The sequence below is a fragment of the Rheinheimera fenheensis genome (assembly GCF_039871805.1).
Lineage (GTDB): Bacteria > Pseudomonadota > Gammaproteobacteria > Enterobacterales > Alteromonadaceae > Alishewanella > Alishewanella fenheensis.
In genome coordinates, this window is sequence record NZ_JBDPJM010000011.1 from 58,762 (window position 1) to 85,559 (window position 26,798).

The window sequence follows — 26,798 nt, forward strand, 5'->3', positions numbered from 1 at the left end:
TAAACAGCAAGGGCCAGAGCTATCTGGCCTTTTTTTGTTTTATATCACTGGTATTGTACCGTTAGGGCTTTACACTAAGAGATGTTGTTAAACTGTCTGGCGCGGAGCACCGCTTGTCTGTCTTAAAACTTAAACCTGATGAACTCAAGCTCGGCTATGCCGTTAAGTTACCCGGCAGCTGGATGAAACACCCGTTTCTATCCGGCGAAATTCTGATTGAAAACCCGCAACAACTGCAGATCATCCGTTCATTGCAGTTGGATTACGTACTTTTTTATCCGGATAAAAGTAAAAAAATGCCGCAGCCGGACGATCTGAGCGAGGAGGAGCAAGCCAGCTTTAATATGGCAGCCAGTGAAGCCCAGCTTAAAATGCAGCAGGAAAAAATGCTGCGCATCGAACAAGCTAAAGCTAACCGGCGCGACATTCAAAAAACGGAGAAAGCCTTTGCCCAATCACTGATCCAGGTAAGAGCCCTGATGAGCAAAATTCAGGGGCGGCCACTGAATGCCATTGCGGACGCCAACAGCTTAATTGGCGCCATGGCCGATGTACTGTTAGGTGCAGATTCATTAATTTTGCACTTAATTTCAGCGGCCAATAAAGAGCAGGAAGGGCTGTATTATCATGCGCTTAACGTTGCTACCTTATCAATGATGTTAGCAAAAAACCTGAAACTAAGCGCGAATGACATTAAAGCCGTAGGCATGGGCGCGCTGTTTCACGATATCGGTAAGCTGAAAATCCCGTCTCAGATATTACGCAAAACCACAGCAATTACTGCGCCGGAGCAAAACCTGCTGAAGCTGCATACCAAATACGGTGTTGAGTTGGTTGGCCTGACCGACACCTTCCCACTGCAGGCCTGGCCCATTATTGAACAACATCACGAGTTAGTTGACGGCACTGGCTACCCGAAAGGGTTAAAAGAGGCTCAAATAGATAAACTGGCCCGTATTGTTTGTGTGGTCAATTGTTTTGATAACCTGTGTCACCCGCTGGATATCAGCAAAGCGCGCTCGCCGCACCATGCGTTATCCTATATGTACCGCAGTATGAAAGGTAAGTTACCCGAGCTGGAAATGCGGGTGATGATTAAAATGATGGGCGTTTACCCCCCCGGCACCATCGTGCAATTATCTGACCAGCGTATTGGCATAGTGATGTCGGTAAACAGCGATAACCTGCTCTGCCCCAATGTGATGGTGTACGATGCCGACGTGCCAAGATTAGAGGCACCGGTGCTGACCTTAGAACAAGATACGCTGAGCATAATAAAGGTATTAAAAATTCAGTCGTTACCACAACAAGTAGCAGAGTATTTAAACCCCAGAGCCCAGGTGAGTTATCATTTGCAAGGCAAACCTTAAGCGCTAAATTGATAAAGCTAACAATACAAAGGCCGGCAATATTTGCCGGCCTTTGTATATCGTGAGGTTACTTTAAATGCCGGTCAAAAAACTGCGTAATGCTTTTATGCAAGTGCGTTTGTACCGGCTGGCCAAACATGGAATGTTTGCTGCCCGGGTAGTTGAGCATGTCAAACAGCAAGCCCTTGTCTTGCAGCTGTTTGTATAGCTTAGTGCTGTGGGTAAACAATACATTGTCATCAGCCATGCCATGATAAATCAGCAAGTTGCCTTTTAGACCGTCAATATAGGGAAATACTGCACTGTCGGTATATCCCTGCGCATTATCAGCCGGGTGGCCCAGATAACGCTCGGTGTAGTGAGTATCATACAAGGCCCAGTCAGTTACCGGTGCACCGGACACGCCGGCGGCAAAATAGTCTGCTGCTTTAAACATGGCCATAATCGCCATGTAGCCACCGTAACTGTGGCCGTAAATAGCAATTTTATCGGCTGCGACATAAGGCAGGCTTCGCAGATACTCTACACCGCGGATTTGGTCCTGCAGCTCTACTTCACCGAGCTTTTTATAAATCGGATCTTCAAAAGCTTTACCGCGATTGTATGAGCCACGGTTATCAAGCTGAAACACCAGATAGCCTTGCTGCACTAGGTAATGCAGGTACAAATCACGCGGACTAAAGCTATTGGTGACCCGCTGCGCATGCGGGCCGCCATATACACTGACAATCACCGGGTATTTTTTGCCCGCCTCTATTACTGCAGGTTCAAATATACGGTAATGCAACGTTTGGCCGTCTTCAGCGGTTAAAGTGCCAAAACGCGGTGTGTTAAGCGCGCTGTGATAAGGTGCTAACGGATGCTGGTCATTAAGTGCATTTTGTTCAAGCCAGGTCAGTAACTTGCCATCGATGGCCCGCAGCGCCACCTTGTTGGGTGTACTGACGTTGGAAAAGCTATCAATAAAGCTACTGCCATCTTTTGCCACGACCAATGCATGATCAAAGCCGGGCTCAGTTAAGCGCTGCACTTGGCCATCTTTTAAACTGACCTGATACAAATGCCGCTCCAGCGGTGTGTCTTTACGACCGGTAAAAAACACCTGGCCTTTGGCCTCATTCACCGCTTCAAGCTCATCAACCACCCAGGCACCAGCGGTCAGCTGACGCAACAGCTTGCCGCTAAAATCATAGTAGTACAGGTGCTTATAGCCGCTACGCTCAGACGCCCAGATAAAGCCCTGCTCGTTGTTTAAAAAATGCAGATCGTCATGCAAGTTTAACCAGGTGTTGCTGGTTTCTGTCAGTAACACTCGTTGTTGGTTAGCTGGCAGATCAACCAGTCTAAGCTCCAGTTTTTGCTGGTTACGGCTTTGCCACTGATAGCTTAAATACTGCGAATTTTTGCTCCACTGCACGCGGGGCAGGTAAATATCCTCGTTATCACCCAGCGGGATCCATTGCACCTTAGCATCGGCCAGGCTGACCACACCCAGCTGAATTTTTGCATTGGCCGTGCCAGTGTAGGGATAGCGCTGGTTAAACAGCTTAATCTCATCAGCATAAATCTCGTTGCGCACCACCTCGGCAACGCCACTTTCATCGGTACGGGTAAAGGCAATTTTGCTGTCATCCGGTGCCCACCAGTAACCTGTCATGCGGCCCATTTCTTCCTGAGCGACAAACTCGGCCATACCGTTTTTAATTTCGCCACTGCCATCAAAGGTGAGCTGCGTTTCCTTACCGCTGGCAATTTCCAGCACAAACAGGTTTTGCGCGCGGATAAAAGCGATATAGCGCCCGTTTGGTGAAATGGTAGCGTCGGTCTCAAACTCGCTGGTATGGGTCAGTTTTTTTGCCTTTTTTCCCGCCAGCTCGTAGTAATACAAATCCCCGTTTAGCGGAAACAACAAGGCATCACTGTTTTTCGACCAACTGTAACTGATAATACCCGAAGCAAATAAGCGCAGACGCTCGCGGCGGGCTTTTTCTTCATCTGATAAGACTTCTACGCCACTGATCAGGCTGTCGGCGTTCACCAATAAACTGTGCTTGCCGTCTTTAATGTGGTATTGCCATAAGTCTAACCGGTTGGCATCTTCTGGCTTACCTTTTAAATACGTGACGCGGCTACCATCCGGTGCCATTGTTAACGCGCGTGGCGTGGTGCCACTCAGCGCCGGATCAGCAAATAAACGCTCCAGCTCCAAATGTTTCGCATTTGCCATGCTTCCTCCTACCAACAATAAACTTACTGCCATCACAAAACCTGATAATTTAATTAGCATTATTGCTCCTGCAACTTAGCGCTACTTACCCCGGCTGTTTGTATAATGCTTCGCACAAAACTGCAAGTAAAAGCCGATTGCGGTATGCTTAGCTGCGCTAAACAGAGGATTTGCTTATGACACTGACCGAAGTTAACCACCCACTGGTGAAACATAAAATTGGTTTATTACGCGCGGCGGATATCAGCACCAAGCAATTTCGCCAGTTGGCGTCTGAGCTTGGCAGTTTACTCACCTATGAGGCAACCCGTGATCTGCTTACCGAGCAGACAACGATCGAAAGCTGGAGCGGCCCGGTAGACGTTGAACAAATTCAGGGCAAAAAAGTGACCATAGTGCCAATACTGCGCGCGGGTCTTGGTATGCTTGATGGCGTGCTGGAGCTGCTGCCCAGCGCCCGCATCAGTGTAGTAGGTATTTACCGCGACGAGCAGACCCTTAAGCCAGTGCCCTATTTTCACAAGCTGGCAGCGGATCTGGAGCAGCGATTAGCATTAGTGGTCGACCCCATGCTGGCAACCGGCGGCTCACTGATTGCCACCATAAACTTGCTAAAACAGCACGGTGCAACGCGGATCAAAGCCTTAGTACTGGTAGCCGCGCCCGAGGGCATTGCGGCGCTGCAACTAGCTCACCCTGATGTTGAGCTATACACTGCCGCCGTTGACCGCTGCCTGAATGAACACGGATATATTCTGCCGGGTTTGGGTGATGCCGGCGATAAGCTTTTTGGTACTAAGTAAGCTGTATTTGGTAATGCACTACGTTTAGGAGCCTCTTTTGCAGTTAGTTCCCTGGTCTTTTCATACGCCGCTGGGGTTTACCCTGCGCGGTTATCGCACAGAAGCACGCGGAAAACCGGTGCTGCATATGCTACATGGCAATGGCTTTTGCAGCCGCATGTACCAACCCATGCTGCGCCAGCTGTATGACGATTTCGATTTGTTTTTATCTGACGCCCAGGGCCATGGCGACAGCGACCATGGCGGTGCCTTTGTCGGCTGGAATAAAAGTGCTGAGCTGGCCGCACAGGCCTGGCTGGCGCACAAAACACATTATGCTGATGTGCCGGTTTATGGTCTGGGCCACAGCTTCGGAGGTGTGTTAACCGCGCTTATCCATAGTACTGCTCCCAGTCCGTTTCAGGCGGCGATTTTGCTCGATCCGGTGCTGTTTACCCCCACTATGCTGACCTTAATGGGTACGCTTAAAGGTGTGCGGCTGTATAATAAAAACCCGATGGCAAAAGCGGCATTACGCCGCCGGCAGCACTGGCCAGATCGGGATAGCGCTGTAGCGTATCTAACTAACCGTGGCATGTTTGCCAACTGGCACCCCGATGCGCTGGCCGCCTATATTGATCATGCGTTAAAGCCCACCGAGCATGGACTAAGTTTAAAATGCCAGCCCGAGCGAGAGGCTGATATTTTTTCGTCATACCCCGATAAGCTCTGGCAGCAATTAAGCCAACCCTGTCCGCCGGTGCAGGTGATCTATGGTGATAAAAGTTATGACTTCATCGGCAAAGCACTGGCTAAGTGGCAAAAGCGTAATCCAGCCGTTAAGGTATCGGTTGTCAATGGTGGTCACTGCTTTATGCAAGAGCAACCAGAGCTTGCTGCACATCAAGTGCGCCAGGCCATAAAAATGCTGCGTCTGGCGCTTAAATAGCTGTTAATGCCGCCACGTAATTCCGCTATAATGGCGAAAATTTTAACCTGGGATCCCAGATGAAAAAGCGTTTACTTGTTACCGCCTTGCTGTTGTCGGCTTGCAGTCAGTTACCTACGGAGCGCAGTGCAAAGGTAGAAACCCTGGTTATCCCAAGCCAGGTAGCACAGCCAACAGAGCCTGAAGAAGTGGTGATTGAAAATTCTGACACCACTGAAGCCGTTGCCACCGATTTTGAGCATATTTTTGTTGATGCCGATATGAGTTTTACCGGCACCCTGCCCTGCGCCGATTGCCCAGGCATTAGTTACCACGTTAATTTATATCGCGATGGCCGCTTTGAAGCGCGTCAGGAATATTTGGACCGTAACCAGGTGAATCTGGTGAAAGGCATTTGGTTACTGGAAAAACGCAGCCTGCATTTGGTTAATCAAATGCAGACATTACCCGGTTTTCACTTCTTAACCAACAACACCTTAGCGATGTTGGATTTAAGCGGTAAACCCATTAGCCATAATCAAAAATACCAATTAAGCCGTGAAGCTGAGTTTAAGAAGCTCGATACCCGTCAGGCCATGCTGGGGTTATATAAACTAAGCGATAATCAGGCCAGTTTTACCAGCTGTCGCAGTGGTGACGTATTAACGGTGGCCAATACCCAGCACCATTTACCCGTTATGCGCCAGTATCAGCAGGATGAACGTTTTCGTGGTCAGGCCGTAGTCGCCACCTTAATTGGCCGTCGCGGTCAGGATGATCAGGCCACCACCTTGTTTATTGATAAGTTTGAACAGTTCTGGCCTGGCGCTATTTGCCCGGATCAGCAACAGCCCGGCAAAATGCAGGGCATTGTCTGGCGTGCAGAAAAACTGACTAACCGCTATGTGCCACAGCAGCTGAATGTACGGGTTATTTTTGATCAAAATGAGCGGCTTTATGGCTTTGCTGGTTGCAACAGCTTTAACGGTCAGTACAAGCAACGGGCAAATCAGTTAACCGTACAACCGCTGGTCAGCACCCGTAAATTCTGTGCCGACAGCAGCGAGCTGGAGCAGCAGTTTACCCAGTCATTGCAATCGGCAGATCGGGCCGAAGTGAACGGCGACAAGCTGCAACTGTTTAAAAACAACCAGCTTATTCTGCAATTTAAGCCTGCGGTTAATTAACCGCAGCGCCTTTGGCTGCCCTACCATTTCTCAGTTATAGAGCTTAACGCATAAAAAAAGCCACCCTTGGGTGGCTTTCTTATAAGCAGCTTAGATTAAGCAGCTAAGGCTTGTTTCGCTTTAGCAACTAAAGCAGTAAAGGCTGCTTTGTCGAATACGGCGATGTCAGCTAAAATCTTACGGTCGATTTCTACTGAGGCTTTTTTCAGGCCATCAATGAAACGGCTGTATGATAAACCGTTCATACGTGACGCTGCGTTGATACGCGCAATCCACAGTTGACGGAACTGACGCTTACGCTGACGACGGTCACGGTAAGCATATTGGCCGGCTTTAATTACAGCCTGGAAAGCAACACGATAAACACGACTGCGGGCACCGTAGTAACCTTTAGCCTGGTTTAACACCTTCTTATGACGCGCGCGCGCCGTTACACCACGTTTAACTCTTGGCATGTCAGACTCCTAATTAATTATGCGTACGGCATGCAACGGACTAAGCCGGCGATGTCTACTTTAGCGACTAAGGTTTTTGGACCTAACTGACGCTTACGCTTAGAGGTCTTCTTCGTCAGGATGTGGCGAAGGTGTGATTGCTTACGTTTAAAGCTACCAGAAGCGGTCTTTTTGAAACGCTTCATAGCACCTTTATTGTTTTTCATCTTTGGCATAGTTAAAAACTCGCATTGTTAAATTACAACGAATAATAAGGCGTCAACCCCACACCTTGCAGAGCAGGGTTACACTTGAAAGCACTTATTACTTCTTATTTGGGGCCAGCATCATGATCATCTGGCGACCTTCCACCCGTGAAGGGAAAGATTCGCAAACGGCAATGTCCGCTAAATCTTCTTTAATCCGATTTAACATATCAATACCGATATCAAGATGCGCCATTTCACGACCACGATAGCGCAGCGTTACTTTAGCTTTGTCACCCTCTTCAATGAAGCGACGCAGGTTGCGTAGTTTTACCTGGTAATCGCCTTCATCAGTTCCAGGCCGGAATTTTATTTCCTTAATCTGGATCTGTTTTTGCTTCTTCTTTTGCTCTTTCAGAGCTTTACTCTTTTCGAACAGGAACTTACCGTAGTCCATCAACTTACATACTGGCGGTTCGGCAGTCGGGCTAATCTCTACTAAATCAGCGCCGCTTTCCTCAGCCAAACGATTGGCCTCAGCAATACTTACTACTCCCAGCTGCTCACCTTCAACACCAATTAACCGCACTTCTGGCAGGTTAATTTCTTCGTTTATCCTGTTAGGACGGTTTGCAGGTAATGTCTTCTTTCCTACTTTAATAGTATGTTCCTCCGAAAATTATTCTTATCGCTTAACGGCTCAGACGCGGTTTTTAATTTCAGTGGTTAGCTTTTCAACAAAAGCCGCTACCGACATTTTACCCAAGTCTTCACCCTTGCGCGTTCTCAGTGCAATATCACCGGCTTCCATTTCTTTATCACCAACGACAACGAGGTAAGGAATGCGCTTAAGCGTGTGCTCGCGAATTTTAAAGCCTATCTTCTCATTTCTCAAGTCACTTATGACGCGAATGCCGTGAGATTTGAAAGTTTTTACCAATTCCTGCACATATCCGGCCTGATTATCGGTAATATTCATCACCACTACCTGAGTAGGTGCTAACCAGGCTGGGAAGAAACCGGCGTATTCTTCAATTAAAATACCGATAAAACGCTCGATTGAGCCCAAAATGGCGCGGTGGATCATCACCGGTGTTTGCTTATCGCCACTTTCAGCAACAAAACTGGCACCTAAACGACCCGGTAAGGCAAAGTCTAATTGCACCGTACCGCACTGCCAGGCACGACCTAAACAGTCATGCAGAGTAAATTCAATTTTCGGGCCGTAAAAGGCGCCTTCGCCCGGTTGCAGCTCGTAAGCGATATCATTGGCTTTTAACGCTTCCATCAGGCCCTGCTCAGCGCGATCCCACATTTCATCGCTACCGATACGCTGTGCTGGCCGGGTCGACAGTTTTACTGCCACGTTTTTAAAGCCAAAGGTGCTGTATGTGTCAAACACCATCTGAATACACTTGGTCACTTCAGCTTGCACCTGATCTTCCGTACAGAAGATATGCGCATCATCCTGGGTAAAGCCACGCACCCGCATCAAACCATGTAAACCACCTGATGGCTCGTTACGGTGGCAGCAGCCAAACTCGGCCATCCGCAATGGTAAATCACGGTACGACTTTAAACCCTGATTGAAAATTTGTACGTGACCCGGGCAGTTCATTGGTTTGATGGCGTATTCGCGGTGCTCAGACTGGGTGGTAAACATGTTATCGGCGTACTTTTCCCAGTGGCCGGATTTTTCCCACAGCACGCGGTCCATCATTAATGGGCCTTTTACTTCATCGTACTCGTACTGGCCCAGCTTTTCGCGCACAAAGCTTTCCAGTTCGCGGAAAATCGTCCAGCCGTCATTGTGCCAGAACACCATGCCTGGCGCTTCTTCCTGCCAGTGGAATAAGCCTAATGCTTTACCAATTTTACGATGGTCGCGCTTTTCCGCTTCTTCTAATTGCAGTAAGTAAGCAGCCAGCTGCTTTTTATCGGCCCAGGCGGTGCCATAAACACGCTGCAGCATTTTGTTTTTCGAGTCGCCACGCCAGTAAGCACCGGCCACTTTCATAATTTTAAAGTGCTGGCAAAAACGCATATTCGGCACATGCGGGCCACGGCACATATCAATGTATTCTTCGTGGTGATACAAGCCTGGCTTGTCATCACGGCTAACGTTTTGTTCTAAAATTTCCAGCTTGTAACTCTCGCCACGCGCTTTAAAGGTATCAACCGCTTCCTGCCAGCTGACTTTTTTCTTAATAACATCATATTCCGTTTTTGCCAGTTCCAGCATACGCGCTTCAAGCTTGGCTAAGTCATCGCTGCTGATGGGCTGATCTAAATCAACGTCATAATAAAAGCCGTTATCAATTACCGGACCTATAGCCATTTTCACATTTGGCCATAATTGCTTGATGGCGTGGCCTAATAAGTGCGCGCAGGAGTGGCGGATAATTTCCAGGCCCTCCTGATCTTTGCTGGTAATAATGCTTAAGGTAGCGTCAGTTTCAATAGGGTCACAGGCATCAACTAACTGGCCATTCACCTTACCGGCAATGGTGGCTTTGGCTAAACCGGGGCCGATGTCTTTGGCGACATCCATTACAGAAACGGCATGTTCAAAAGCGCGCTGGCTGCCATCAGGCAGAGTAATAACTGGCATGATAAGTCCTTATACAGTGGTGGCCCGTACCAAGGGTCACTTGTTTGTTAGTGTCGTTTGCGGCCGTGCAATAAAGTAGTTAATGGCTTACACAAAAAGCCATCTACTAAACCGGGCACGACAGCACAGGTAGAAGCGCCGTAATGGTAGCATTAGCGGGAACTCTTGACTATACAACGACAGGCTTTTGCCTCGCCGTTTAGCCAGGCACCGGGCAGTTTAACCTGTTGTGTTATTAGTGGTATGACAAAACTATCATTAACTGAACATAACACACCACTGGCATAAGGCCCTGCGTACTGCAACTGGCCGTTGATAAACACCAGCACGGCTGGGGTTGCGGGAAGGGCAAAGCCTGCCTGCGCTAACACAGCTGCACTGCTGTAGTGATGCTGCAGCTGTGACAAACTGGCATCCTGCACCAGCGCACGCTGATGCCCCCGGGCGCGGTAATTACAGGGGCAGCCATCATCCATAACGTGTAGTAAGGTTATCCCCTCTTGCAGCGGCAAGCCCAACGCAGTCAGTGACAAGCCATCAACTTGCCAACGCTCAGCACCGGCAAATTCACCATAATGGCGCTGGCCCAGATAAAACAGGGCAGCAGAGCCTAAACTAATCCAACCGCCGAACAGCAGTAGCGCTATCAGCAACCGGCCTGGCGGCAGCCTCACACTGTAAATTTCCCGGACTCGCTGGCAAGCACCTGGGTCACCTTCTCTAGCTGGTTGGCGCTTTGCACCACGCGTTGACCCAGCGCGTTTTGCTCGGCAGTCATACCACTTATATGCTGCGCGCCCTCCGCTACCTCTGCGCTGGCGGTGCTTTGCTGGCGCAGTGCATTTGTCATCACATCAGCTGATGTTGCTACCTGCTGCGCGTTCTGCAGTATCTGCTCTAACATAGCGCCACTTTGCTCTGCATGCTGCCGGGTGTGCTGCAACTGGGTAATACTGCGTCCTACCACCTCAACAGATTGGCCGCTGTTGGAAATCAACTGCTCGATCATACTTTTAATTTCATCGGTAGAACCGCGGGTACGAGATGCCAGCGTACGTACTTCATCGGCCACCACAGCAAACCCCCGGCCCTGCTCGCCTGCGCGTGCGGCTTCGATGGCGGCATTAAGCGCAAGCAAATTGGTTTGCTCGGCAATCGCTTGAATTACATCCAGTACTTTGCGAATATCTGCGGTCGCCTTGGCAACATCATTCACTTTATCGCCAGTCTCAGCAAGCTGGTTAGCTAATGCCGACACGGAACTGATCGTTTGCTCCACCGCCTGCTTACCCGCTAGCGCCGCCTGCTCAGCCTGCGTTGCAGCCTGCAAAACTTGTGTAGACAGTTCGGTAACTTCACGGATACTCAGCGACATTTGCTCTGTCGCTGCAGCGATACGATCCACTTCGGCCAGCTTTTTAACCATACTACCGGATAGCTCAGTTCCGCTGCCAAGCAGCTGTTGCGCTTCCTGTTTCAGATTGGCGCTTGCTTCATCAATTGTGCTGATGGTGTGCTGTAAAGTCGTCAATACGGCATTAAAACTGTTTATTACCCGCGATTTAATGTCGACACAGCGCCCGGTCAGCACTATTTTACCGCTGTCCGTTACCAAAGCTTCTGTCGCGTCAAACAGTGCCTGCCCTACCTGGGCCTCACGCAGGCTATGGCGGGAAATGATCACCAACACAGCAGCTTCCACCACAACAAAAAACGCATGCAGTACAATTATGCCAAGCGACAGGCTCTGTTGTGGCACCACATATACACCGGCGTTTTGCATTTGCAAATACATAAACAGCAAATGGTGCACTGCGATTGTCAGTGCAGCAGCAACTATCACCTGATAGTCACGAAAAGCGATTAATACGGCCAACAACACAAAAATGGCGAAATGCATTTCCAGCATTCCGCCGGTTTCGTGAATAAATAACGCAGCGAAAAACATAAAGCCAACGCCGTAACTGATACGACTTAAGCTATGATCACCAAGCGTTTTATACAACAGAGGCGGGATGACCGCCGTGGGTAACCCAACCAACACGACCGCCAGCCAGTTGTTTTGCATCCCTGCCAGAGCAGTGGCAGCAACCAGCAGCATCACATTAATCACCAGCATAATGTTATAAGCTGACAGACGAAAACGGGCAGTAGCGAGGGTCATAGTACAACCTTTTGATCTATGGGAGGCCTGTTTCCAAGCACAGTCGCATTTACGTGACGAAGCCTGGTGCGGATCAGTGAAAAATTGGCAATATCGGCCATACTAAGGTGTCACTGGCAAAGGAGGCAGTTTATGTGGCAGGCAATTGCTGAGCATATCAACAGTGAGTTAGACACTGACTTTCAGATTGAGCAAAAAACTCAGCTCAGTGGCGGCAGTATTAACCTGGCCTGGCATATCAAGGGCATGGGCCAACAGTTTTTTGTCAAAATAAATCAACGCGAACAAGCCGAACAGTTTGATACTGAAGCACTTAGCCTCAGTGCGCTGCGACAGGCGCATTGTATCCGGGTGCCCAAGGTTATTTGTAGCGGTCAAACACTGGATAAGTCCTTTCTGGTGTTGGAATATCTGCCGTTTGCCGGTGAAACGTTAACCGGCTGGCGGAATCTGGCGCAGCAACTGGCTTTGCTGCACCGCCAACATGAGCAGGCCATGTACGGTTTTGACTGGGACAACATGCTTGGCAGCACTGTGCAGCCGAACAAGTGGCAAGCTAACTGGAGCAGCTTTTTTTCAGAGCAGCGGATTGGCTGGTTATTGCAACTGCTGTTAGAGCAAGGCTTCGGTTTTGGCAAAATTGATTATCTGGTGGAACAGTGCCGGCAGCGGCTGGTACATTATCAGCCAGTGCCAAGCTTGCTACATGGCGATTTATGGCGCGGTAATGTCGGCTTTGTTATTGACAGCCCAGCGGTTTTCGACCCGGCCTGCTACTACGGCGACCGCGAGGCCGATATTGCTTTTAGTACCTTGTTTGGTCGCTTTCCTGACAGCTTTTATCAAACCTATGAGGAGTTTTATCCACTGGAGAAAGCTTATTCTGAGCGCAAAGATCTTTATAATCTGTATCATGTGTTAAACCATGCTTATTTATTTCGCGGCGCTTATCTGGTGCAGGCCCAGGAGCTGATCAAACAGTTGTTTTATTAACTCGGCCACATCATAGCCCGTGCAGTTAACAATACCGGATTACCTATGTCTTGCTCTTCCCCTGTTGCTTTTATTTCCGGCAGCGCTAAACGTTTGGGCCGCGCCATGATTGAGGCCCTGCATCAGCAGGGTTACAAGGTTATTATCCATTGTAACCAGTCACGTGCTGAGGCCGATAACCTGGCAAACCAATTAAACCAGCAGCGCAGCCAAAGTGCTGCAGTACTGCAAGCTGATTTACTGGATGAAGCTGGCTGGCCAGCATTGTGTGACGCGGTAAGGAGCTGCTTTAACCGCTTAGATGTACTGGTTAATAATGCATCCAGCTTTTATCCAACCCCTATTCACTCGGCCAACATGGCGCAGTGGCAGGATTTATTTGGCTCTAATGTTAAAGCGCCCTACTTTTTATGTCAGGCCCTGGCGCCTGAGCTGGCCAAGCAGCGGGGTGTTATCGTAAATATGGTTGATATCCATGCTGAAAAGCCACTGCCACAGCACAGTATCTACTGCATGGCCAAAGCGGCGCTGCTGATGATGACCAAGGCGCTGGCACAGGAGCTGGCACCAGAGGTGCGGGTAAACGCTATTGCACCGGGTGCCATACTCTGGCCACCGGCGCAATCGGTTAGCCTGCAAGAGCAGGATAAGGCAGCTATACTTGCGCAAATACCGCTGCAGCAGCTGGGTACGCCGCAAGACATCGCACAAGCGCTGCTGTTTTTGCTGCAATCGCCTTACATTAACGGCCATATTCTGACTGTTGATGGCGGGCGTAGTATCAGCGGCAACGCTAAAGCCTGAAGCTTTATCATGTTACAGGGAGAGCACTATGAGCATGCTGAGTAAAACTATCGACTGCCCGTTTTGTGGCCACCCGGTGCACCTAACCGTAGAGGTGACCGATGAAGATCAGGAATACATAGAAGATTGCAGCAATTGCTGCAACCCCATACATATTCGTGTGCATAAAGACGAGCTACACCACAGCGTGCAGCTGTTTATTGATGCCGATGACGAGCAGTATTACTAAGACTTTACGCGCTATCGTTACGACTGCGACACCTTAGCAAAACGCTCAGCCATAATGCGCTCAACCGTTTGCACTATGGTTTGCGTTTGCTGGTCAAGTTCAATGTTAAGTACGTCACCCACCTGCTTTTGCCCCAGGGTGGTAATAGATAGCGTTTCCGGAATTAAATACAGGCTAAAGCCATCTGTGTAGGTTTCCCCCACCGTTAGGCTGCAACCCTCTACCGCAATAAAACCTTTGCTTAGAATAAAACGCATAAACTCTGGCGCAAGCTTAAGGCGCATAGCGCAGTTATCAGCGCTTTTAATAAGCTCGGTTATAACTGCTGTGGTTTGAATATGGCCAGACACAATATGGCCGCCCAGCTCACTGCCAAAGCTTAACGAGCGCTCCAGGTTAACCTCTGCCCCCTGTGTTAACTGACCTAAATTGGTTTTGCTTAAGGTTTCGGCGATTACATCAAAACAGACCCAACCGGCTGCGCTGTCAAACTCAGTGACTGTTAAACACACACCATTAATGGCAATACTGGCGCCTCGCTCTAACTGTTTAAGATTTTGCGGCGGCACTTTTAGGGTTAACTGACGAAACTGCGCTTTATCGCGTATTTGTGTCACCTGCACTTTAGCTTGTACTATTCCGGTAAACATAAGCCCCCATCTGTGCTACATTGCGCGCCATTGCACGCTGTTGATACGACACTCGCTATGTTACCGTTTTCCCGCTTCGAAGCCAGAACCATCTTAAAACTCAGTGGTCCCATCGTACTGGCACAGCTTACCCAAACCCTGATGTATTTTGTCGACACTGTCATGGCTGGTCGCTACAGCGCGGTTGATATGGCGGCTATTGCCGTTGCCTCAGGCCTATGGTTTCCCGTAGTGATGACCATGCAAGGTTTGCTGCTGGCACTAACGCCAATAGTGGCGCAGTATTTTGGCAGTAAGCAAGTAAAACCGGTCACCCATTTTACGCTGCAGGCCATGTACCTCGCTATGGCACTGGCGGCGGCATTGTTCGTACTGATGTTATATGTGCAAGTGCCTATCGATCTGTTAAACATGGATGCCCAGCTTCGGCAAATCTCACTGGATTATTTGTACTATGTGAGTTTTGGCCTGTTTCCGGCTGCCGGCTATATGGTGCTGCGCAGCATGTTTGAAGGTATTGGCAACACCAAAGCCAGTATGTGGATTAGCTTTGTCGGCATTTTGGTGAACATTCCTGCCAATTATGTGTTTATTTACGGCAAGCTGGGAATGCCGGCACTGGGCGGTGCCGGTTGTGGTATCGCCACTGCGCTGGTGTTTCTGGCCATGTTTATCGCCATGCTGGTCTATGGCTGGTTTAGCCGCAGCACGGCACGTTATCGTACTCAGCCAGACAGCTACCGCGTCAATCTGAAAGACATCTGGCAAATTATCTGTATAGGTACGCCAATTGCGTTCTCTATCTTTTTCGAAGTCACACTGTTTGCCTGTATTCCGCTGGCCATCGTGCATCTTGGGCCTATTATGGTGGCCGGCCACCAAATTGCGCAAAACTACAGTGGCATCGTGTTTATGCTGCCGTTGTCATTGGGTATGGCTGCTACTATCCGTGTCGGCCACCTGGTGGGCCAACAAAGTATACTGGAGCTGAAAAAAGCCGTTTCTACCGCCATCGTACTGGCAGTACTCATGTCGCTGGTGATCGCAAGCCTTACCTATATGCTGCGCGGCAGCATAGCGTCGCTGTACTCGCCCGATGCGCCCGTGGTGGCACTGGCCAGCTCTTTACTGATACTGGCCTGCTTTTATCAGGTGTCAGATGCGATTCAGGTGGTGTCAGCCTGTGCACTGCGCGGGATGAAAGTGACCAAACCGGTGTTTTTCGTTACCTTTATTGCTTACTGGCCAATCGGTTTTGGTTTAGGCGCCGTACTAGGTTTAACAAACTGGCTGGTTGAACCTATGGGCGCACACGGCTTCTGGGTAGGCATTATTGCCGGCCTCAGCGTCGCCGCTATCTTACTGGCCATTATTCTAAAACGCACTTTGCACAGGTTTGAGCGCGAGGCAACATAAAGCGATGAAATACTGGCTACTACCACTGTGTTTGCTGATAGGCCTTAGCGGTTGCTCGAAAGACAGTGGCGAAAAAGCCGTTGAAAGTTATCAGCAGCGCCTGGCTCGGGTGTTAGAGCAAGAGCTACCACAAACGCCGTTGCCAACGGCACCTTTACTTACCGAGCCGCGCGATCTCAAGCAGCCACTGCCCGATCTGCGGCTGGATCTCACCGACACCTTTGCTACCCGCCACTGTGGTCTGGACACCTTAATCGGCGAGCGTAACTCCAGCCTGGGCCGGGTATATACCACCAGCAAACAATTAAGTTATGAGCTGCGCTTTTTACACCAGTTAGCTATTTGCCTGCAAAAGCAGTGGGACAATACTGAGCTGCAAAGCCAGCTACAGCAGGTATATGACGCCAAGCAGCAAAGTGCAAAACTAGCCTTTAACAACATGCTGCTCACCGACGACACCCTGCGTAAACAGCTAGTGGGCGTGCGCGATAGCCTACCCTACAATGACAAACCGGGCTTGAGTGAAAGCTGGCAAGCGCTAACAGCATTAACCCAGCTGCAGCAGTTTATTCAGCAACAAAACTGGCAAGCGGCAAGCAGTGTCGATATAGAGCAACAATTACAATTGCTATATCAGGCTAACCTGCCAGGCCGTTTGCAATACAGCCTGCGTCAAAGCAGCCATCAGCTATCTGAGCTTAACCAAATGCTCGCCGAGGTGGCACCACAAAGCCTGTGCCAGCCCAGACCAGATAAACAGCAGCTGGAAATACTAGCCAACATTTTTAGTAAATTTTTTATATCGCAGGTACAACAATACACAGTAAACCTGCAGCAATATCAGCAGCAGTTGTGGCCGCTGCTGCAACAACTATATGCCGACACACCGCTGATAGAGGCACTCACAGTACGGTTTGAAGGCAATTACCAAAATATGCGCCGCGAACTGGCGATACATGTTAAATGGTGGCAGGACCTTAACAGCCAATGCCCACTGCAATTAACCACGAGCAGCTAAGCTTAAAGCGGTGAAAAATACAGCAAACTGCCAGCGAAGCAGTAAAAACACTTGCCAAGGCTGTAGCTGCGCAATAACATAGCCGCCGTTGTTCGCTGTACGCAACAACCAAAGCGTGCGTCCTTAGCTCAGCTGGTTAGAGCACCACCTTGACATGGTGGGGGTCGGTGGTTCGAGTCCACTAGGACGCACCAAAAATTCTTTTAAAAACGCCACCTTACGGGTGGCGTTTTTATTTAAGCCGCAAAAGTTTTTCTGTTGTACCGCCAGCGCAATTAAGCTCGGTAAACTCTTCGCCCAAACGATCCTGCAAAACCGCTATCGGGCGCTCTAGTTGTGTGCTGAATATGACCATTGATAAAAGCCGGTATGTAGGTATCAGCTCATGCCATCAGGCTTTAGCTTTGAGTTTTTCCTGCATAGCAGCAAAGGTTACGACATTAACTGCAGCGTGCTCGGGATCATTTGCCTCACATTGCACCAACGTTTTTAACGGCGTTTCAATAGCATCTGTTAACTGAGTTTCGCTCAGCTGTTTTATCCGCTGGCGAATGCCTGCTACTGCATCCCGAGTACCTAGTTGATTATCTGCAAGCGACGCCTGAGTGTTATGTTGCTGATTAAGAGCGTTCAGTTTATTGCGCACGGTATCAAGCTGCGCAGTGCTGGATTTTATACCTAATTTATCCAGCGTCAGGCCCTCTTCTGCCATACGCTTTAGCAGCGTCTCTGAGGGCAGGTGCAAGTAACCAACAACAACCTGCAGTAAATCCCTAACCTCTGATTTTTGCGACAAGCTTAATGCACTCAGCGCCGCATATAGCTTATCTTCAGCTAGAAAAGTATTGCGCAGATGGCTTCGCAGCACGGTGTCAGACGTCTCTGCCACTTCCGCATTGTTATTAACGGCCGGCTCTATGTCAGCGAGGTTTAACCCTTCCTGCTGCATTTGTTCCAGTAGGGCTGCTGAGGGAATGTTAAGCCTTTTGATAGCGTGCTCAATGTTGCATTTAACCCGCAAAGCCTCCAGTGTGCTGTAACTGCCAAATACCGCTTTTAATTGCGTTGCGTCAGAGAAGTATCGGTACATATTCTTTGCCCCACTGAAATCTGATTACCTTAAATTACCCACACTTCTACCCGACGGTTGCGTTCACGACCGGCATCAGTGTCATTATTTGCTACCGGTAACAGCTCACCGTAAGACTCAACGGCTACCACAGGTATGCCACGGGCGGTTAACTCGCGCTCTACCGCTTTGGCGCGACGCAGCGCCAGCTCGCTATTCTTCGCAACGGCACCAACCGCATCTGAGAACCCCATCAGCACCAGACGACGACCACTGTTTTGCTCCATAAAGCGGATCAGCCGCTCTAAATCACGCTTACCCTTATTGTCCAGGTCATTTTCGCCGTAGTTAAACCGAAAGTTCAGCGATAACCTCTGCCCGGTGTCGGCATAACGGTTATAGGACGCGGGTGCACCTTCCACAGCAAACACTTTCTCGACACGGATGTTTTGCGAGATCAATCCGGTTTGCTCCACCAACTGCTGGCCTTTTTCTGATATGGCAAACTGGGCAAAGTCCTTCGCCAGCTGAGACGCTGCGGTAGGCGTATACAGATACAGCCGGCGTGATAGCGCATAATCTTCGGTGCTAATGGTAAAGCGGGTTGGGTAAATCGGCGTAGTGTCAGCACCCTCTGAAATAGCCAGTGCTTTGTTGTACGAAATGTAGTTTAAGCCGATAAAGCCGATAGCAGCTTCATCCTGTGATACCGCCACCGACAATTCCGTGCTCGATTCAAACCGTGTGGCAGTATCGGCAAGCTTTTTGCCGTGCTTTTTTAGCACCAGGCTGTTAAAGGTGTCAAAGGTCCCTGAGTTATTGTCGCGTGCTAGCAGCACTATCGGCTTGTCTTGACCGCCAAGCTGCGACCAGCGCGAAATTTCACCGGCATAGATCTTTGCCAGCGTTTCGGTAGAAATAGCCTTGAGGGAATTATTCTGGTTAACAATAATGGCCAGGCCATCCAGTGCGATAATGTGCTCGTTACCAATTTTGCTCAGATCGCCAAGCTCCGACCGGGCCTGCGTCACCTCATCCGGTGTTACCTTGCGTGACGACATACCAATATCTGCTTTATGTGACAGTAGCCCGCTAAAAGCGGTTCCTGACCCATGAGCATGGAGTTCTATCGCCTCAGACTGCCCGGCCGTTGTAAAGCGAAGCTGTTTCTCCACCTCTGAGTCGCCTTGCTGCCAGGCAAAAGCACTACCGCCCTGCTCTGCCAAAAACGCCTCTAAAAGCGCCGGCGCCAACTTCTCACCAACGGTATTTGAGCCATGTACTCTTAGCACTGGTGTCACAGTAGGCTGGGTGCTACCCGAAGTATCTACGGTAGACGTATTAACGATTTGAGCCTGCTGAGCAGGTGTTGTCGTTGTAGCTGGTGTCGCGCTGACTGCCAGAGCTGGCTGCACTGAATTTGATGTAAACCAGAAATAGCCACCACCTGCCAGAGCAACAATACTGAGCACCAATGCCAGCAGCAGCGCTTTGCTTTTACCTGCTGTCGCTGTCGGCGTTGCCTGATTAGCAACAGGCGCCACATCTAGTGAAGATTGTACGGCGGTATCTAACTGGTTAAGCAGGTTATTCAGCTCTTCATCTTGTAATGCGTGAAGCTCAGCCAACACTGCAGCACGGTAATCGACATTTTGCTGCAACCGGGCTAATGACAGCTGAATTTGAAATTTAGTTTCACATAGCTGAACCAAGCGGCTCAATATCAGGTTTATACTGGTGTTATCGTTTGATGTCGCGCCCACGTCTTGTCCCTAATTAAATAACATAAAACAACGACATGATTCTAGGCAGCTGATATTGCAGCAAGATTACAACATATCTCCTTAGCAAGCGGATACCACCAAGTTACAGCAGCAAAACTTGCATTAGTTTTATTAATGATTTACAGCTAGTTTATCTCGCGTATCTTACACAGAAGTGTCATTGACGCTGTATAGAATTTGCATCAGTTAATTCAGGCACTGCAGAGGTTAATCATGAAACTGTTATCTATTACTTTAGTATCGTCACTGGCTTTTTTTAGCACCCTTAGTCAAGCAAGTAACAATACTTATGTTTATTCAAACACTGAGTACTGTCTATTATCTAACGGTACAGCGTCAGCTCCGTTTTTAGACGCCTACAGCCGTAAGTTGGGCTTTACGCCGACGACAGAAGAGTGCCGCGCACTCACTATCGTGGAGAATGAGCAACGTGCGGTGTCGGCACAGCAAGACGTACGAAAGCTGTTAAGAGAAGCGTTAAAGGGCTCTGCACTGCGCCCAAGTGCGGCGTTAAACCGTAAGTTACAGCAGTTACCGGAGCAGGAACGTACAAAGGTTGTGCAGAATTTGTGGGGATAACAACCGGCAATTTAGTGAATAGGCAGCAGCTATTATTGCTGCCTGTTTCCTTTGTAATCTATTGGTAACGGCATTTGCGAAGGCTACACCTGCGCATTTAACCGGATCAGGTTATGGTAAACATGATGCAAGCGATCAACCTCTTCTCGCGAAGCGTTCCCGTGTTGACTCAATGATTGGATGGCCTGATCAAGCTGATACAGTGTGTCGCGCACTGGGCTATTTTGCACCATGCTCTGTATCCAGGTGATGGCAGCGTATCGGGTGCCTGCTGTCACGGGGGTTACTTTGTGTAGCGTGCCAGAGCTATACAACACCGCGTCGCCGGCAGCGAGTTTAACGTGTTGCTGACCAAACTCGGTATTAATCACCAGCTCTCCACCATCATACTCATCTGGCGCAGATAGAAACGTCGTCATGGACAGATCAGAACGCATTACCTCATTGCTGCCCGGTATACGCATGATGGCGGCATCGACATGAAAGCCGTATGTTTCTTGCTCGCTGTAACGATTAAAGCAGGGTGGGAAAATACGCTGGGGTAAGGCTGCGGAAACCACTTGCGTATTGTGACCAAATTTTGCCAATAGGGTATTAGCCAGCTGTTGTACTTTCGGATCGGTTGGGTCGGCCTGGCCATTTCGTTTAACGGTAGCCGCCATCCCCATCGCGGTGCTTTTACCGTCTTGCCAGCGCGCCTGTTGCAACTGCTGACGAAATAAACTCACCTCATCCGGGCTTAAAAGTTGCTTGATAATAATCACATTATTTGTCCTGAAAATGCTAAGCCCGGCGCGTTAATAACGCCGGGCTTAGTGTTGCTTAGAACTCGTATGTCAAGGTAGCACGCACCGCGCGCGCATCACCCAAATACATAAAGGCGCCTGAGCGATATGCTGCGGTCCAATACTCTTTGTCGGTCACATTCTCGATATTCAAGCGTACCGTTGCCGCTTTAGACAAGCTGTAATTGGCAAATAAGTTTGCTGTCGCATAACTTGGCACCACAATACTGTAATAGCCATTTTGCGCATCAAAAGACGCCGCAGCATCGGGTTGACCACCGTACATTTCACCTTTGTAGGTATAGTCGCCTCCAAAGGCAAAGTCGTCGTTTAACTGATAACGCAACTGCACATAGAAGCTTTTATCGGCAAAATTACTCAGCTCCAAGCCCAAGGTTTGCGTGTTTATCGACTTCGTCACCTCAGATTCCATTAAAGAGGCACTCGCCTGCACACTGAGCTTATCGGTCAGGTTACCGTTTACTGCCAATTCAACACCACGAATACGGTTTTCACCGGTGTTTAACGTGCCAAGCGTAGAGTATGCATCACCAACACTTTCCATCACGTCAGATTTAGTCGTTTGGAACAGCGCAGCTGCGAAAAACAGTTTCTCCTCCAACAATGACCACTTGGTACCCAGCTCCAGGTTTTCCACCGTCTCCGGATCGGCCAGTGCCGCTTGCTCAGGGTCTCCACACAGGCCGCCATAGCCACAGTTGGCACCCAGATCAGACTCCCCACCGTTGATATTGGTTGCAGTGGCATAACTTAGGTACACATTGGCGTCGTCAGTCAGGCTGTACACCACGCCAATATGGCCGTTATAAAAATGATCTTTGTAGGCGTACAGTAAGCTGTTATTACCACTTACTACGTCGTTGCTGTAATCAATATTGTCGATACGCGCACCGGCAAACACCTGCCACTGTTCATTAATTTTTGCCGTATCCATCACATAAACGGCGATGGTTTGCGCGTTAAACAGCGCATCAGAGCCGCCTTTGCTAAAGGTTCTGCCAATAATACTGCTGGCTTGCGGGTATACCTGGCCATTTTGGTCAAGTAAGCAGTAGCTTGGGCTTACGCCGCCACGGCCGCTGAGCGTACAGTTTGGCTGGCCGTTAGCCGTAATGTTGTAAACGCCGTTGTTGACTTTTTCGTCGGTAAATTCAGCGCCAAATAGTAGTTTATGCTCAATATCGGCAGCGGCAACATCCCAGAACAGGTTGAATTGGGTGGCAAAGTATTCCACATCTTGCCAGCCCTGATGGGTGCTTAACACTATGGTATTGGCACCGGGTGCCTCTGTATCACTGGCGTCACGCACTGTGCCACGGGCACCGGTAGATAAATACCCATTTTCGGTTTCACCATAACGGGTCGCGTTGTAAAACTTCAGGCTGTCGCTAATGTCATATTCGGTGCGCAGAGTATAGGCACTGACATCAGAGTTAAGAAAATCTTCGTTTTGTGCATAAACCGGGATATTCGACACGGGTTTTCGTGTATTACGGTCAAAATAGCTGCCTAAATCCGGCGTGTCCTCTGCTTTTAATGTGTAATAATCGGCAAAAATTCGCAGGTCGTTTACGTTGTCGAACAATCCTGACAGCAAAGCGCCACGACGGCTGCGATCTATCCCGTCACGGTTTGGGGCTTGCTCTTCGGTATGCAATAAATTTATCCGTGTGGCAACATTGGTGCTTATCGGCGTGTTGTAGTCGAGTACCAAACGGTGATGTTCATCCGTGCCTGATGCCGCATCGACACGGCCAAAATCATAGGCTGTCGAAGCCTTTTTAGTGATGCTGTTTACCGCACCACCTGACGAGCCGCGCCCGGCAAAGGTTGAACTGGGCCCTTTGGTTATTTCAATTTGTTCGGTGGCAAAGCTTTCACGTGTGGTCATGCCAGGGTCACGCAGGCCGTCTACAAACACATCTGAGCGTGCCTCATGACCGCGAATAATATAGCGATCACCAAAGGCATTACCATTCTCTCCTGTGCCCAGCGTCACGCCCGCTTGCGCGGCAAGGATGTCTTTTAAATCGCTTTTGCCTGATTCTTCAATCTGATCTTTGGTTAACACTGTGATAGTAGCTGGCGTGTCGACCAAATCTGCCATACGGCGCATGTCGCCAGACTGCTTTACGCTGTATACCGAAGTCCGTACACCGTGCACTTTAATAAGCTCTATGGCTTCGTCAGTGCATTCTTGCGAGGTTGCACCGCAGTGCTCTGGTGTCTGGGCAAGTGCCGGGGTAATGAAGTTAAATGCGAAAGCTGTCATTAACGCTTGTGAACCAAGCATGGACATTTTTTTTGTCGACATGGGAAATTATCTGCCTCTTCCTGTTAAAAGTGGCATGATAATAATTCGCAATTACAACAATGTAAACGCTATTGAGAATTGTTTTTATTTTAGTATCAATTTTTTAAACGCAGAGCTCGCCCAAATTGGCCAGCCTCTGCGCTTATATTGCTTTCAGGACGTTTGGTGTTGTAGCAAAGAGAGGCGATACACATCATGACGCCTATCTTTCATCGTATTCACACTACCATGAGTGTGTAGCTCTTTTAGTGCATTGAGATCAACATCTACTACCAATAACATCTCAGAGTTTGGCGTGGCCTCAGCCTTAATACCAGTGGTTGGAAATGCGAAGTCTGACGGCGTAAACAATGCCGATTGGGCGTACTGAATATCCATATTATTCACCCGGGCTAAATTACCCACTGCACCAGCGATGGCGACATAGCATTCGTTCTCAATAGCGCGGGCCATAGCACAATGCCGTACACGGGTGTAACCGTTTTGGGTGTCGGTTAAAAAGGGTACAAACAGGATATTCATGCCCTGATCAGCAAGTAAACGGGCATATTCAGGAAACTCCACATCGTAGCAAATCATAATGCCAATTTTGCCGCAGTCAGTGTCAAATACCCGCACCTTATTACCGCCGGTCATGGCCCAGTTACGTTTTTCAGCGGGTGTTACATGTACCTTGTCGTATTGCTCCCAGCTGCCATCGCGCCGGCATAAAAAGCCGCTGTTATACAGTTTGCCGTCTATCAGGTACGGCATACTGCCGGTAATGATGTTGATGTTGTAAGCAATAGCAAATTCGATAAATTTATCGCGGATAGTTTCGGTATATTTTGCCAGCTGACGAATGCTCTCGGTCACGCTTAAGTGGTTGTAGTGCTCCATTAAAGGCGCGGCAAACAGCTCCGGAAACAAAATAAAGTCGCTTTTGTAATCAGATACCGCATCAACGAAAAACTCCATCTGTTCAAACAGCTGGTTAATATCTTTCATATTGCGCATTTGCCACTGCACCAGGCCCAAGCGCACTTCGGCTTTAGGGGCATTAATCAGTTTTACCGACTTGGTGTAATAAATATTGGCCCACTCCAACAAGGTGGCATATTCCTGTGACTGGGTGTCACCGCGTAGGTAGCCTTTAAGTAACTTACGCACATGAAAACCATTCGCCAGCTGAAAACTTAACACCGGATCATGAATTTCCCGCACTTTTACTTTATCAATATATTGTTTCGCGCTCATTTTATCGGCGAACTGGTTGTAGTTGGGCATACGCCCGCCAGCCATAATGGCGCGTAAATTCAGGTTTTCACATAGCTCTTTGCGGGCATCATAAAGCCTTCTTGCCAGCCTGAGCCCACGAAAATCAGGGTGAATAAACACTTCTATGCCGTACAGTACATCGCCATTGGGGTCATGGTTTTTAAAAGAAAAGCCGGTAACAATTTGATCATACGTATGATCGTCACTGAATTTGCTGTAGTCGATTATCAGTGAAAAGGCGCAGCCGACCACTTTGCCATCAACACAGACACAAAGCTGGCCTTCAGGAAATTTGGTCAATAACGTATTTACCACCGGCTCTGTCCAGGCCAGTAAAGGCGCATCGGCATACACCTGCTCAGACGCTTTGCGTAGCGCCGTCATATCTTCGCGCGTTAAATGCCGTACTTCAACATGATTGGCTTCCATAAGCTCTCCTGTGTTTTGACTTAACCTAAGCCTAACACAGTGAGCACAGTTTGCAGGCTCCGGTTATTTATCAGCCCTGTTGAAGCATGATTCTCACATCCTCGGCAATGTACTGCGTTCTTACACCACTTTGGAATAACGTTGCTGGCCCTGGGCTAAATACGCATCAAAGCAAGCGCAGATACTGCGCACCCAAAGCCTGCCGGCATCGGTTACTTTAATACGCCCGGCGTACACCTCAACCAAGCCATCTTCCATAAACGGCTGTAACCGCACCAGAGCCTCCGCAAAATACTGCCAGAAGCTGTCAAGCTGCCATTCCCGGCTAAAGGCAGCGATATCCAGTTCAAAGTGACAAATAAGCTGGCTGATAACTGCAGCGCGTAGCCTATCGTCATTATTCAGACAAAAGCCTCGTTCGGCCGGTAACTGGCCGGCGCTAAAGGCAGCATAATATTCAGGTAAATCTTTACTGTTCTGCCATAGCACACCATTTACCTGGCTGATACTGGACACCCCCAAGCCAATTAAGGCGTTTTGCCCTGCGGTGGTATAGCCCTGAAAATTACGCTGTAGTTTACCGGCCTGCTGTGCTTTGGCTAACGCATCGGTTGGTTTAGCGAAGTGATCCATACCGATAAACTGATAACCGGCACTGACAAAGCGTTTTATCGCCAGCTGCATCAATTCAAGCTTTAACGGTGCATCCGGCAGGCTGGTATTAGCTATCTTACGCTGCGCAGCAAAACGCTCTGGCAAATGCGCATAACTAAACAGCGAAATACGATCAGGGTTAAGACGGATAATTTCTTCCACCGTTTCGCTAAAACTGGCCGGCTGCTGAAACGGTAAACCATAAATAAGGTCCAGGTTTATTGACGTAAAGCCAAGCTCGCGGCTAAGTGCTACCTGGTGGCAGATAAGGTGAGTATCTTGTCGCCGGTTAATGGCAATTTGTACCTTTTCGTCTAAATCCTGCACACCAAAGCTTACCCGGTTAAAGCCCAGATGGCGTAAATGGCGCAGCTTGTCATCGCTGCAACTGCGTGGATCGATTTCAATACTGATTTCAGCATCAGCATTAATCGTAAAGTGCCCGTGCAATAACGCCATTAACCGGCTTAGCTGCACTTCAGTCAGAAATGTTGGGGTGCCGCCGCCAAGATGCAGTTGGTTGATGCGTTTACCCTGCACCATTGGCGCATACAGCGCCATTTCCAGTGCTAACGCGTCTAGGTAGGCGTCTGCTTTATGCTGGTGACGGGTGACAACTTTATTGCAGCCACAGTAGTAACACAACTTATGGCAAAACGGGATATGCACATACAGACTAAGCTCGTCTGAGCTCTGGCGGATGGCGGCGTGAATCCTAGCCGGATCAAAGTCAGGCGTGAGTGCCAGCGCCGTAGGGTACGAGGTATAACGCGGGCCGTTAATATTGTACTTATTGATTAACTTCTGATCCCACTGAATGGTTTGCATACTAACCTCTTAACTAAACTGCGTCGGCGGGGGGCATTATAGGCGCCGTCACGCCGGGC

At 49.1% G+C, this 26,798-nt stretch carries 24 protein-coding genes and 1 tRNA gene; 11 read left to right on the plus strand and 14 right to left on the minus strand.

Features of this window, described 5'->3' with window-relative positions; translation table 11 throughout:
- Positions 1 to 113 precede the first annotated feature (113 nt).
- Positions 114 to 1,370, plus strand: coding sequence for a cyclic di-GMP phosphodiesterase (locus ABGI61_RS14185; protein ID WP_347602184.1), 1,257 nt, complete (start codon positions 114 to 116; stop codon positions 1,368 to 1,370).
- 67 nt (positions 1,371 to 1,437) lie between these two features.
- Here ABGI61_RS14185 and ABGI61_RS14190 read toward each other — a convergent pair whose 3' ends face one another.
- Positions 1,438 to 3,657: a S9 family peptidase gene (locus tag ABGI61_RS14190; RefSeq protein WP_347602186.1), complete on the minus strand. Its 2,220-nt coding sequence runs from the start codon at positions 3,655 to 3,657 to the stop codon at positions 1,438 to 1,440.
- A 116-nt stretch (positions 3,658 to 3,773) separates the two neighbouring features.
- On the opposite strand from ABGI61_RS14190, the gene upp reads away from it, so the two are divergent.
- The 3 genes from upp to ABGI61_RS14205 are packed head-to-tail and all read left to right on the plus strand — an operon-like array spanning position 3,774 to position 6,494.
- Positions 3,774 to 4,400: a uracil phosphoribosyltransferase gene (gene upp / locus ABGI61_RS14195; RefSeq protein WP_347602188.1), complete on the plus strand. Its 627-nt coding sequence runs from the start codon at positions 3,774 to 3,776 to the stop codon at positions 4,398 to 4,400.
- Between the two features lie 37 nt (positions 4,401 to 4,437).
- Complete coding sequence (locus ABGI61_RS14200; protein WP_347602190.1) at positions 4,438 to 5,328, plus strand: alpha/beta fold hydrolase; 891 nt, start codon at positions 4,438 to 4,440, stop codon at positions 5,326 to 5,328.
- A gap of 59 nt (positions 5,329 to 5,387) precedes the next feature.
- On the plus strand, positions 5,388 to 6,494 hold the full coding sequence (locus tag ABGI61_RS14205; RefSeq protein WP_347602192.1) for an META domain-containing protein: 1,107 nt from the start codon (positions 5,388 to 5,390) through the stop codon (positions 6,492 to 6,494).
- A 95-nt stretch (positions 6,495 to 6,589) separates the two neighbouring features.
- Here ABGI61_RS14205 and rplT read toward each other — a convergent pair whose 3' ends face one another.
- The 6 genes from rplT to ABGI61_RS14235 all read right to left on the minus strand — a co-directional run bounded on the left by rplT (position 6,590) and on the right by ABGI61_RS14235 (position 11,909).
- Positions 6,590 to 6,949 carry a 50S ribosomal protein L20 gene (rplT, locus tag ABGI61_RS14210; RefSeq protein WP_008219135.1) on the minus strand — a complete coding sequence of 120 codons (360 nt, stop codon included), beginning with the start codon at positions 6,947 to 6,949 and terminating at the stop codon, positions 6,590 to 6,592.
- A 17-nt stretch (positions 6,950 to 6,966) separates the two neighbouring features.
- Complete coding sequence (rpmI, locus tag ABGI61_RS14215) at positions 6,967 to 7,164, minus strand: 50S ribosomal protein L35 (protein WP_081502265.1); 198 nt, start codon at positions 7,162 to 7,164, stop codon at positions 6,967 to 6,969.
- An 88-nt stretch (positions 7,165 to 7,252) separates the two neighbouring features.
- Complete coding sequence (gene infC / locus ABGI61_RS14220) at positions 7,253 to 7,795, minus strand: translation initiation factor IF-3 (protein ID WP_081502266.1); 543 nt, start codon at positions 7,793 to 7,795, stop codon at positions 7,253 to 7,255.
- A 39-nt stretch (positions 7,796 to 7,834) separates the two neighbouring features.
- Positions 7,835 to 9,745, minus strand: coding sequence for a threonine--tRNA ligase (thrS, locus tag ABGI61_RS14225; protein WP_347602195.1), 1,911 nt, complete (start codon positions 9,743 to 9,745; stop codon positions 7,835 to 7,837).
- Positions 9,746 to 9,897: 152 nt separating this feature from the next.
- A complete protein-coding gene (locus ABGI61_RS14230) occupies positions 9,898 to 10,419 on the minus strand; it encodes a DUF6436 domain-containing protein (RefSeq protein ID WP_347602197.1) in 522 nt (173 codons plus the stop codon).
- A complete protein-coding gene (locus tag ABGI61_RS14235; RefSeq protein WP_347602198.1) occupies positions 10,416 to 11,909 on the minus strand; it encodes a methyl-accepting chemotaxis protein in 1,494 nt (497 codons plus the stop codon). The genes ABGI61_RS14230 and ABGI61_RS14235 overlap by 4 nt, the downstream gene beginning before the upstream one ends.
- Before the next feature lie 132 nt (positions 11,910 to 12,041).
- On the opposite strand from ABGI61_RS14235, the gene ABGI61_RS14240 reads away from it, so the two are divergent.
- The 3 genes from ABGI61_RS14240 to ABGI61_RS14250 are packed head-to-tail and all read left to right on the plus strand — an operon-like array spanning position 12,042 to position 13,935.
- Positions 12,042 to 12,902 (plus strand): fructosamine kinase family protein, encoded by an 861-nt coding sequence (locus ABGI61_RS14240; RefSeq protein ID WP_347602200.1) that lies wholly within the window; start codon positions 12,042 to 12,044, stop codon positions 12,900 to 12,902.
- Positions 12,903 to 12,947: 45 nt separating this feature from the next.
- The gene (locus ABGI61_RS14245; RefSeq protein WP_347602202.1) at positions 12,948 to 13,706 is read left to right on the plus strand and encodes a pteridine reductase; all 759 of its coding nucleotides are present in this window, start codon (positions 12,948 to 12,950) and stop codon (positions 13,704 to 13,706) included.
- Between the two features lie 28 nt (positions 13,707 to 13,734).
- A complete protein-coding gene (locus ABGI61_RS14250) occupies positions 13,735 to 13,935 on the plus strand; it encodes a CPXCG motif-containing cysteine-rich protein (protein ID WP_347602204.1) in 201 nt (66 codons plus the stop codon).
- Positions 13,936 to 13,952: 17 nt separating this feature from the next.
- Here the strand turns inward: ABGI61_RS14250 and ABGI61_RS14255 are convergent, their stop codons facing one another.
- Complete coding sequence (locus tag ABGI61_RS14255) at positions 13,953 to 14,585, minus strand: riboflavin synthase subunit alpha (protein WP_347602206.1); 633 nt, start codon at positions 14,583 to 14,585, stop codon at positions 13,953 to 13,955.
- Between the two features lie 57 nt (positions 14,586 to 14,642).
- Between ABGI61_RS14255 and ABGI61_RS14260 the strand changes: the two genes are divergently transcribed.
- From ABGI61_RS14260 to ABGI61_RS14270, 3 genes are all read left to right on the plus strand, one after another.
- Positions 14,643 to 16,001: an MATE family efflux transporter gene (locus ABGI61_RS14260; RefSeq protein ID WP_347602208.1), complete on the plus strand. Its 1,359-nt coding sequence runs from the start codon at positions 14,643 to 14,645 to the stop codon at positions 15,999 to 16,001.
- Between the two features lie 4 nt (positions 16,002 to 16,005).
- Positions 16,006 to 17,019, plus strand: a complete 1,014-nt coding sequence (locus ABGI61_RS14265) for a DUF3080 family protein (RefSeq protein WP_347602210.1) — start codon at positions 16,006 to 16,008, stop codon at positions 17,017 to 17,019.
- Between the two features lie 117 nt (positions 17,020 to 17,136).
- Positions 17,137 to 17,213, plus strand: a tRNA-Val gene (locus tag ABGI61_RS14270).
- A gap of 197 nt (positions 17,214 to 17,410) precedes the next feature.
- Here the strand turns inward: ABGI61_RS14270 and ABGI61_RS14275 are convergent.
- Positions 17,411 to 18,109, minus strand: coding sequence for a hypothetical protein (locus ABGI61_RS14275; protein WP_347602212.1), 699 nt, complete (start codon positions 18,107 to 18,109; stop codon positions 17,411 to 17,413).
- A 29-nt stretch (positions 18,110 to 18,138) separates the two neighbouring features.
- A complete protein-coding gene (locus ABGI61_RS14280) occupies positions 18,139 to 19,851 on the minus strand; it encodes a substrate-binding domain-containing protein (protein WP_347602214.1) in 1,713 nt (570 codons plus the stop codon).
- A 234-nt stretch (positions 19,852 to 20,085) separates the two neighbouring features.
- Here ABGI61_RS14280 and ABGI61_RS14285 point away from each other — a divergent pair, with 234 nt between their 5' ends.
- A complete protein-coding gene (locus tag ABGI61_RS14285; RefSeq protein WP_347602216.1) occupies positions 20,086 to 20,451 on the plus strand; it encodes a hypothetical protein in 366 nt (121 codons plus the stop codon).
- An 83-nt stretch (positions 20,452 to 20,534) separates the two neighbouring features.
- On the opposite strand, the gene ABGI61_RS14290 is transcribed toward ABGI61_RS14285, so the two are convergent.
- The 4 genes from ABGI61_RS14290 to hemN form a co-directional block, all read right to left on the minus strand.
- Positions 20,535 to 21,215 carry a Fe2+-dependent dioxygenase gene (locus tag ABGI61_RS14290; RefSeq protein ID WP_347602218.1) on the minus strand — a complete coding sequence of 227 codons (681 nt, stop codon included), beginning with the start codon at positions 21,213 to 21,215 and terminating at the stop codon, positions 20,535 to 20,537.
- 58 nt (positions 21,216 to 21,273) lie between these two features.
- Positions 21,274 to 23,529, minus strand: a complete 2,256-nt coding sequence (locus ABGI61_RS14295; RefSeq protein WP_347602220.1) for a TonB-dependent receptor — start codon at positions 23,527 to 23,529, stop codon at positions 21,274 to 21,276.
- 195 nt (positions 23,530 to 23,724) lie between these two features.
- On the minus strand, positions 23,725 to 25,257 hold the full coding sequence (locus tag ABGI61_RS14300; RefSeq protein ID WP_347602222.1) for a carbon-nitrogen hydrolase family protein: 1,533 nt from the start codon (positions 25,255 to 25,257) through the stop codon (positions 23,725 to 23,727).
- A gap of 120 nt (positions 25,258 to 25,377) precedes the next feature.
- A complete protein-coding gene (gene hemN, locus ABGI61_RS14305) occupies positions 25,378 to 26,739 on the minus strand; it encodes an oxygen-independent coproporphyrinogen III oxidase (protein WP_347602224.1) in 1,362 nt (453 codons plus the stop codon).
- Positions 26,740 to 26,798 lie beyond the last annotated feature (59 nt).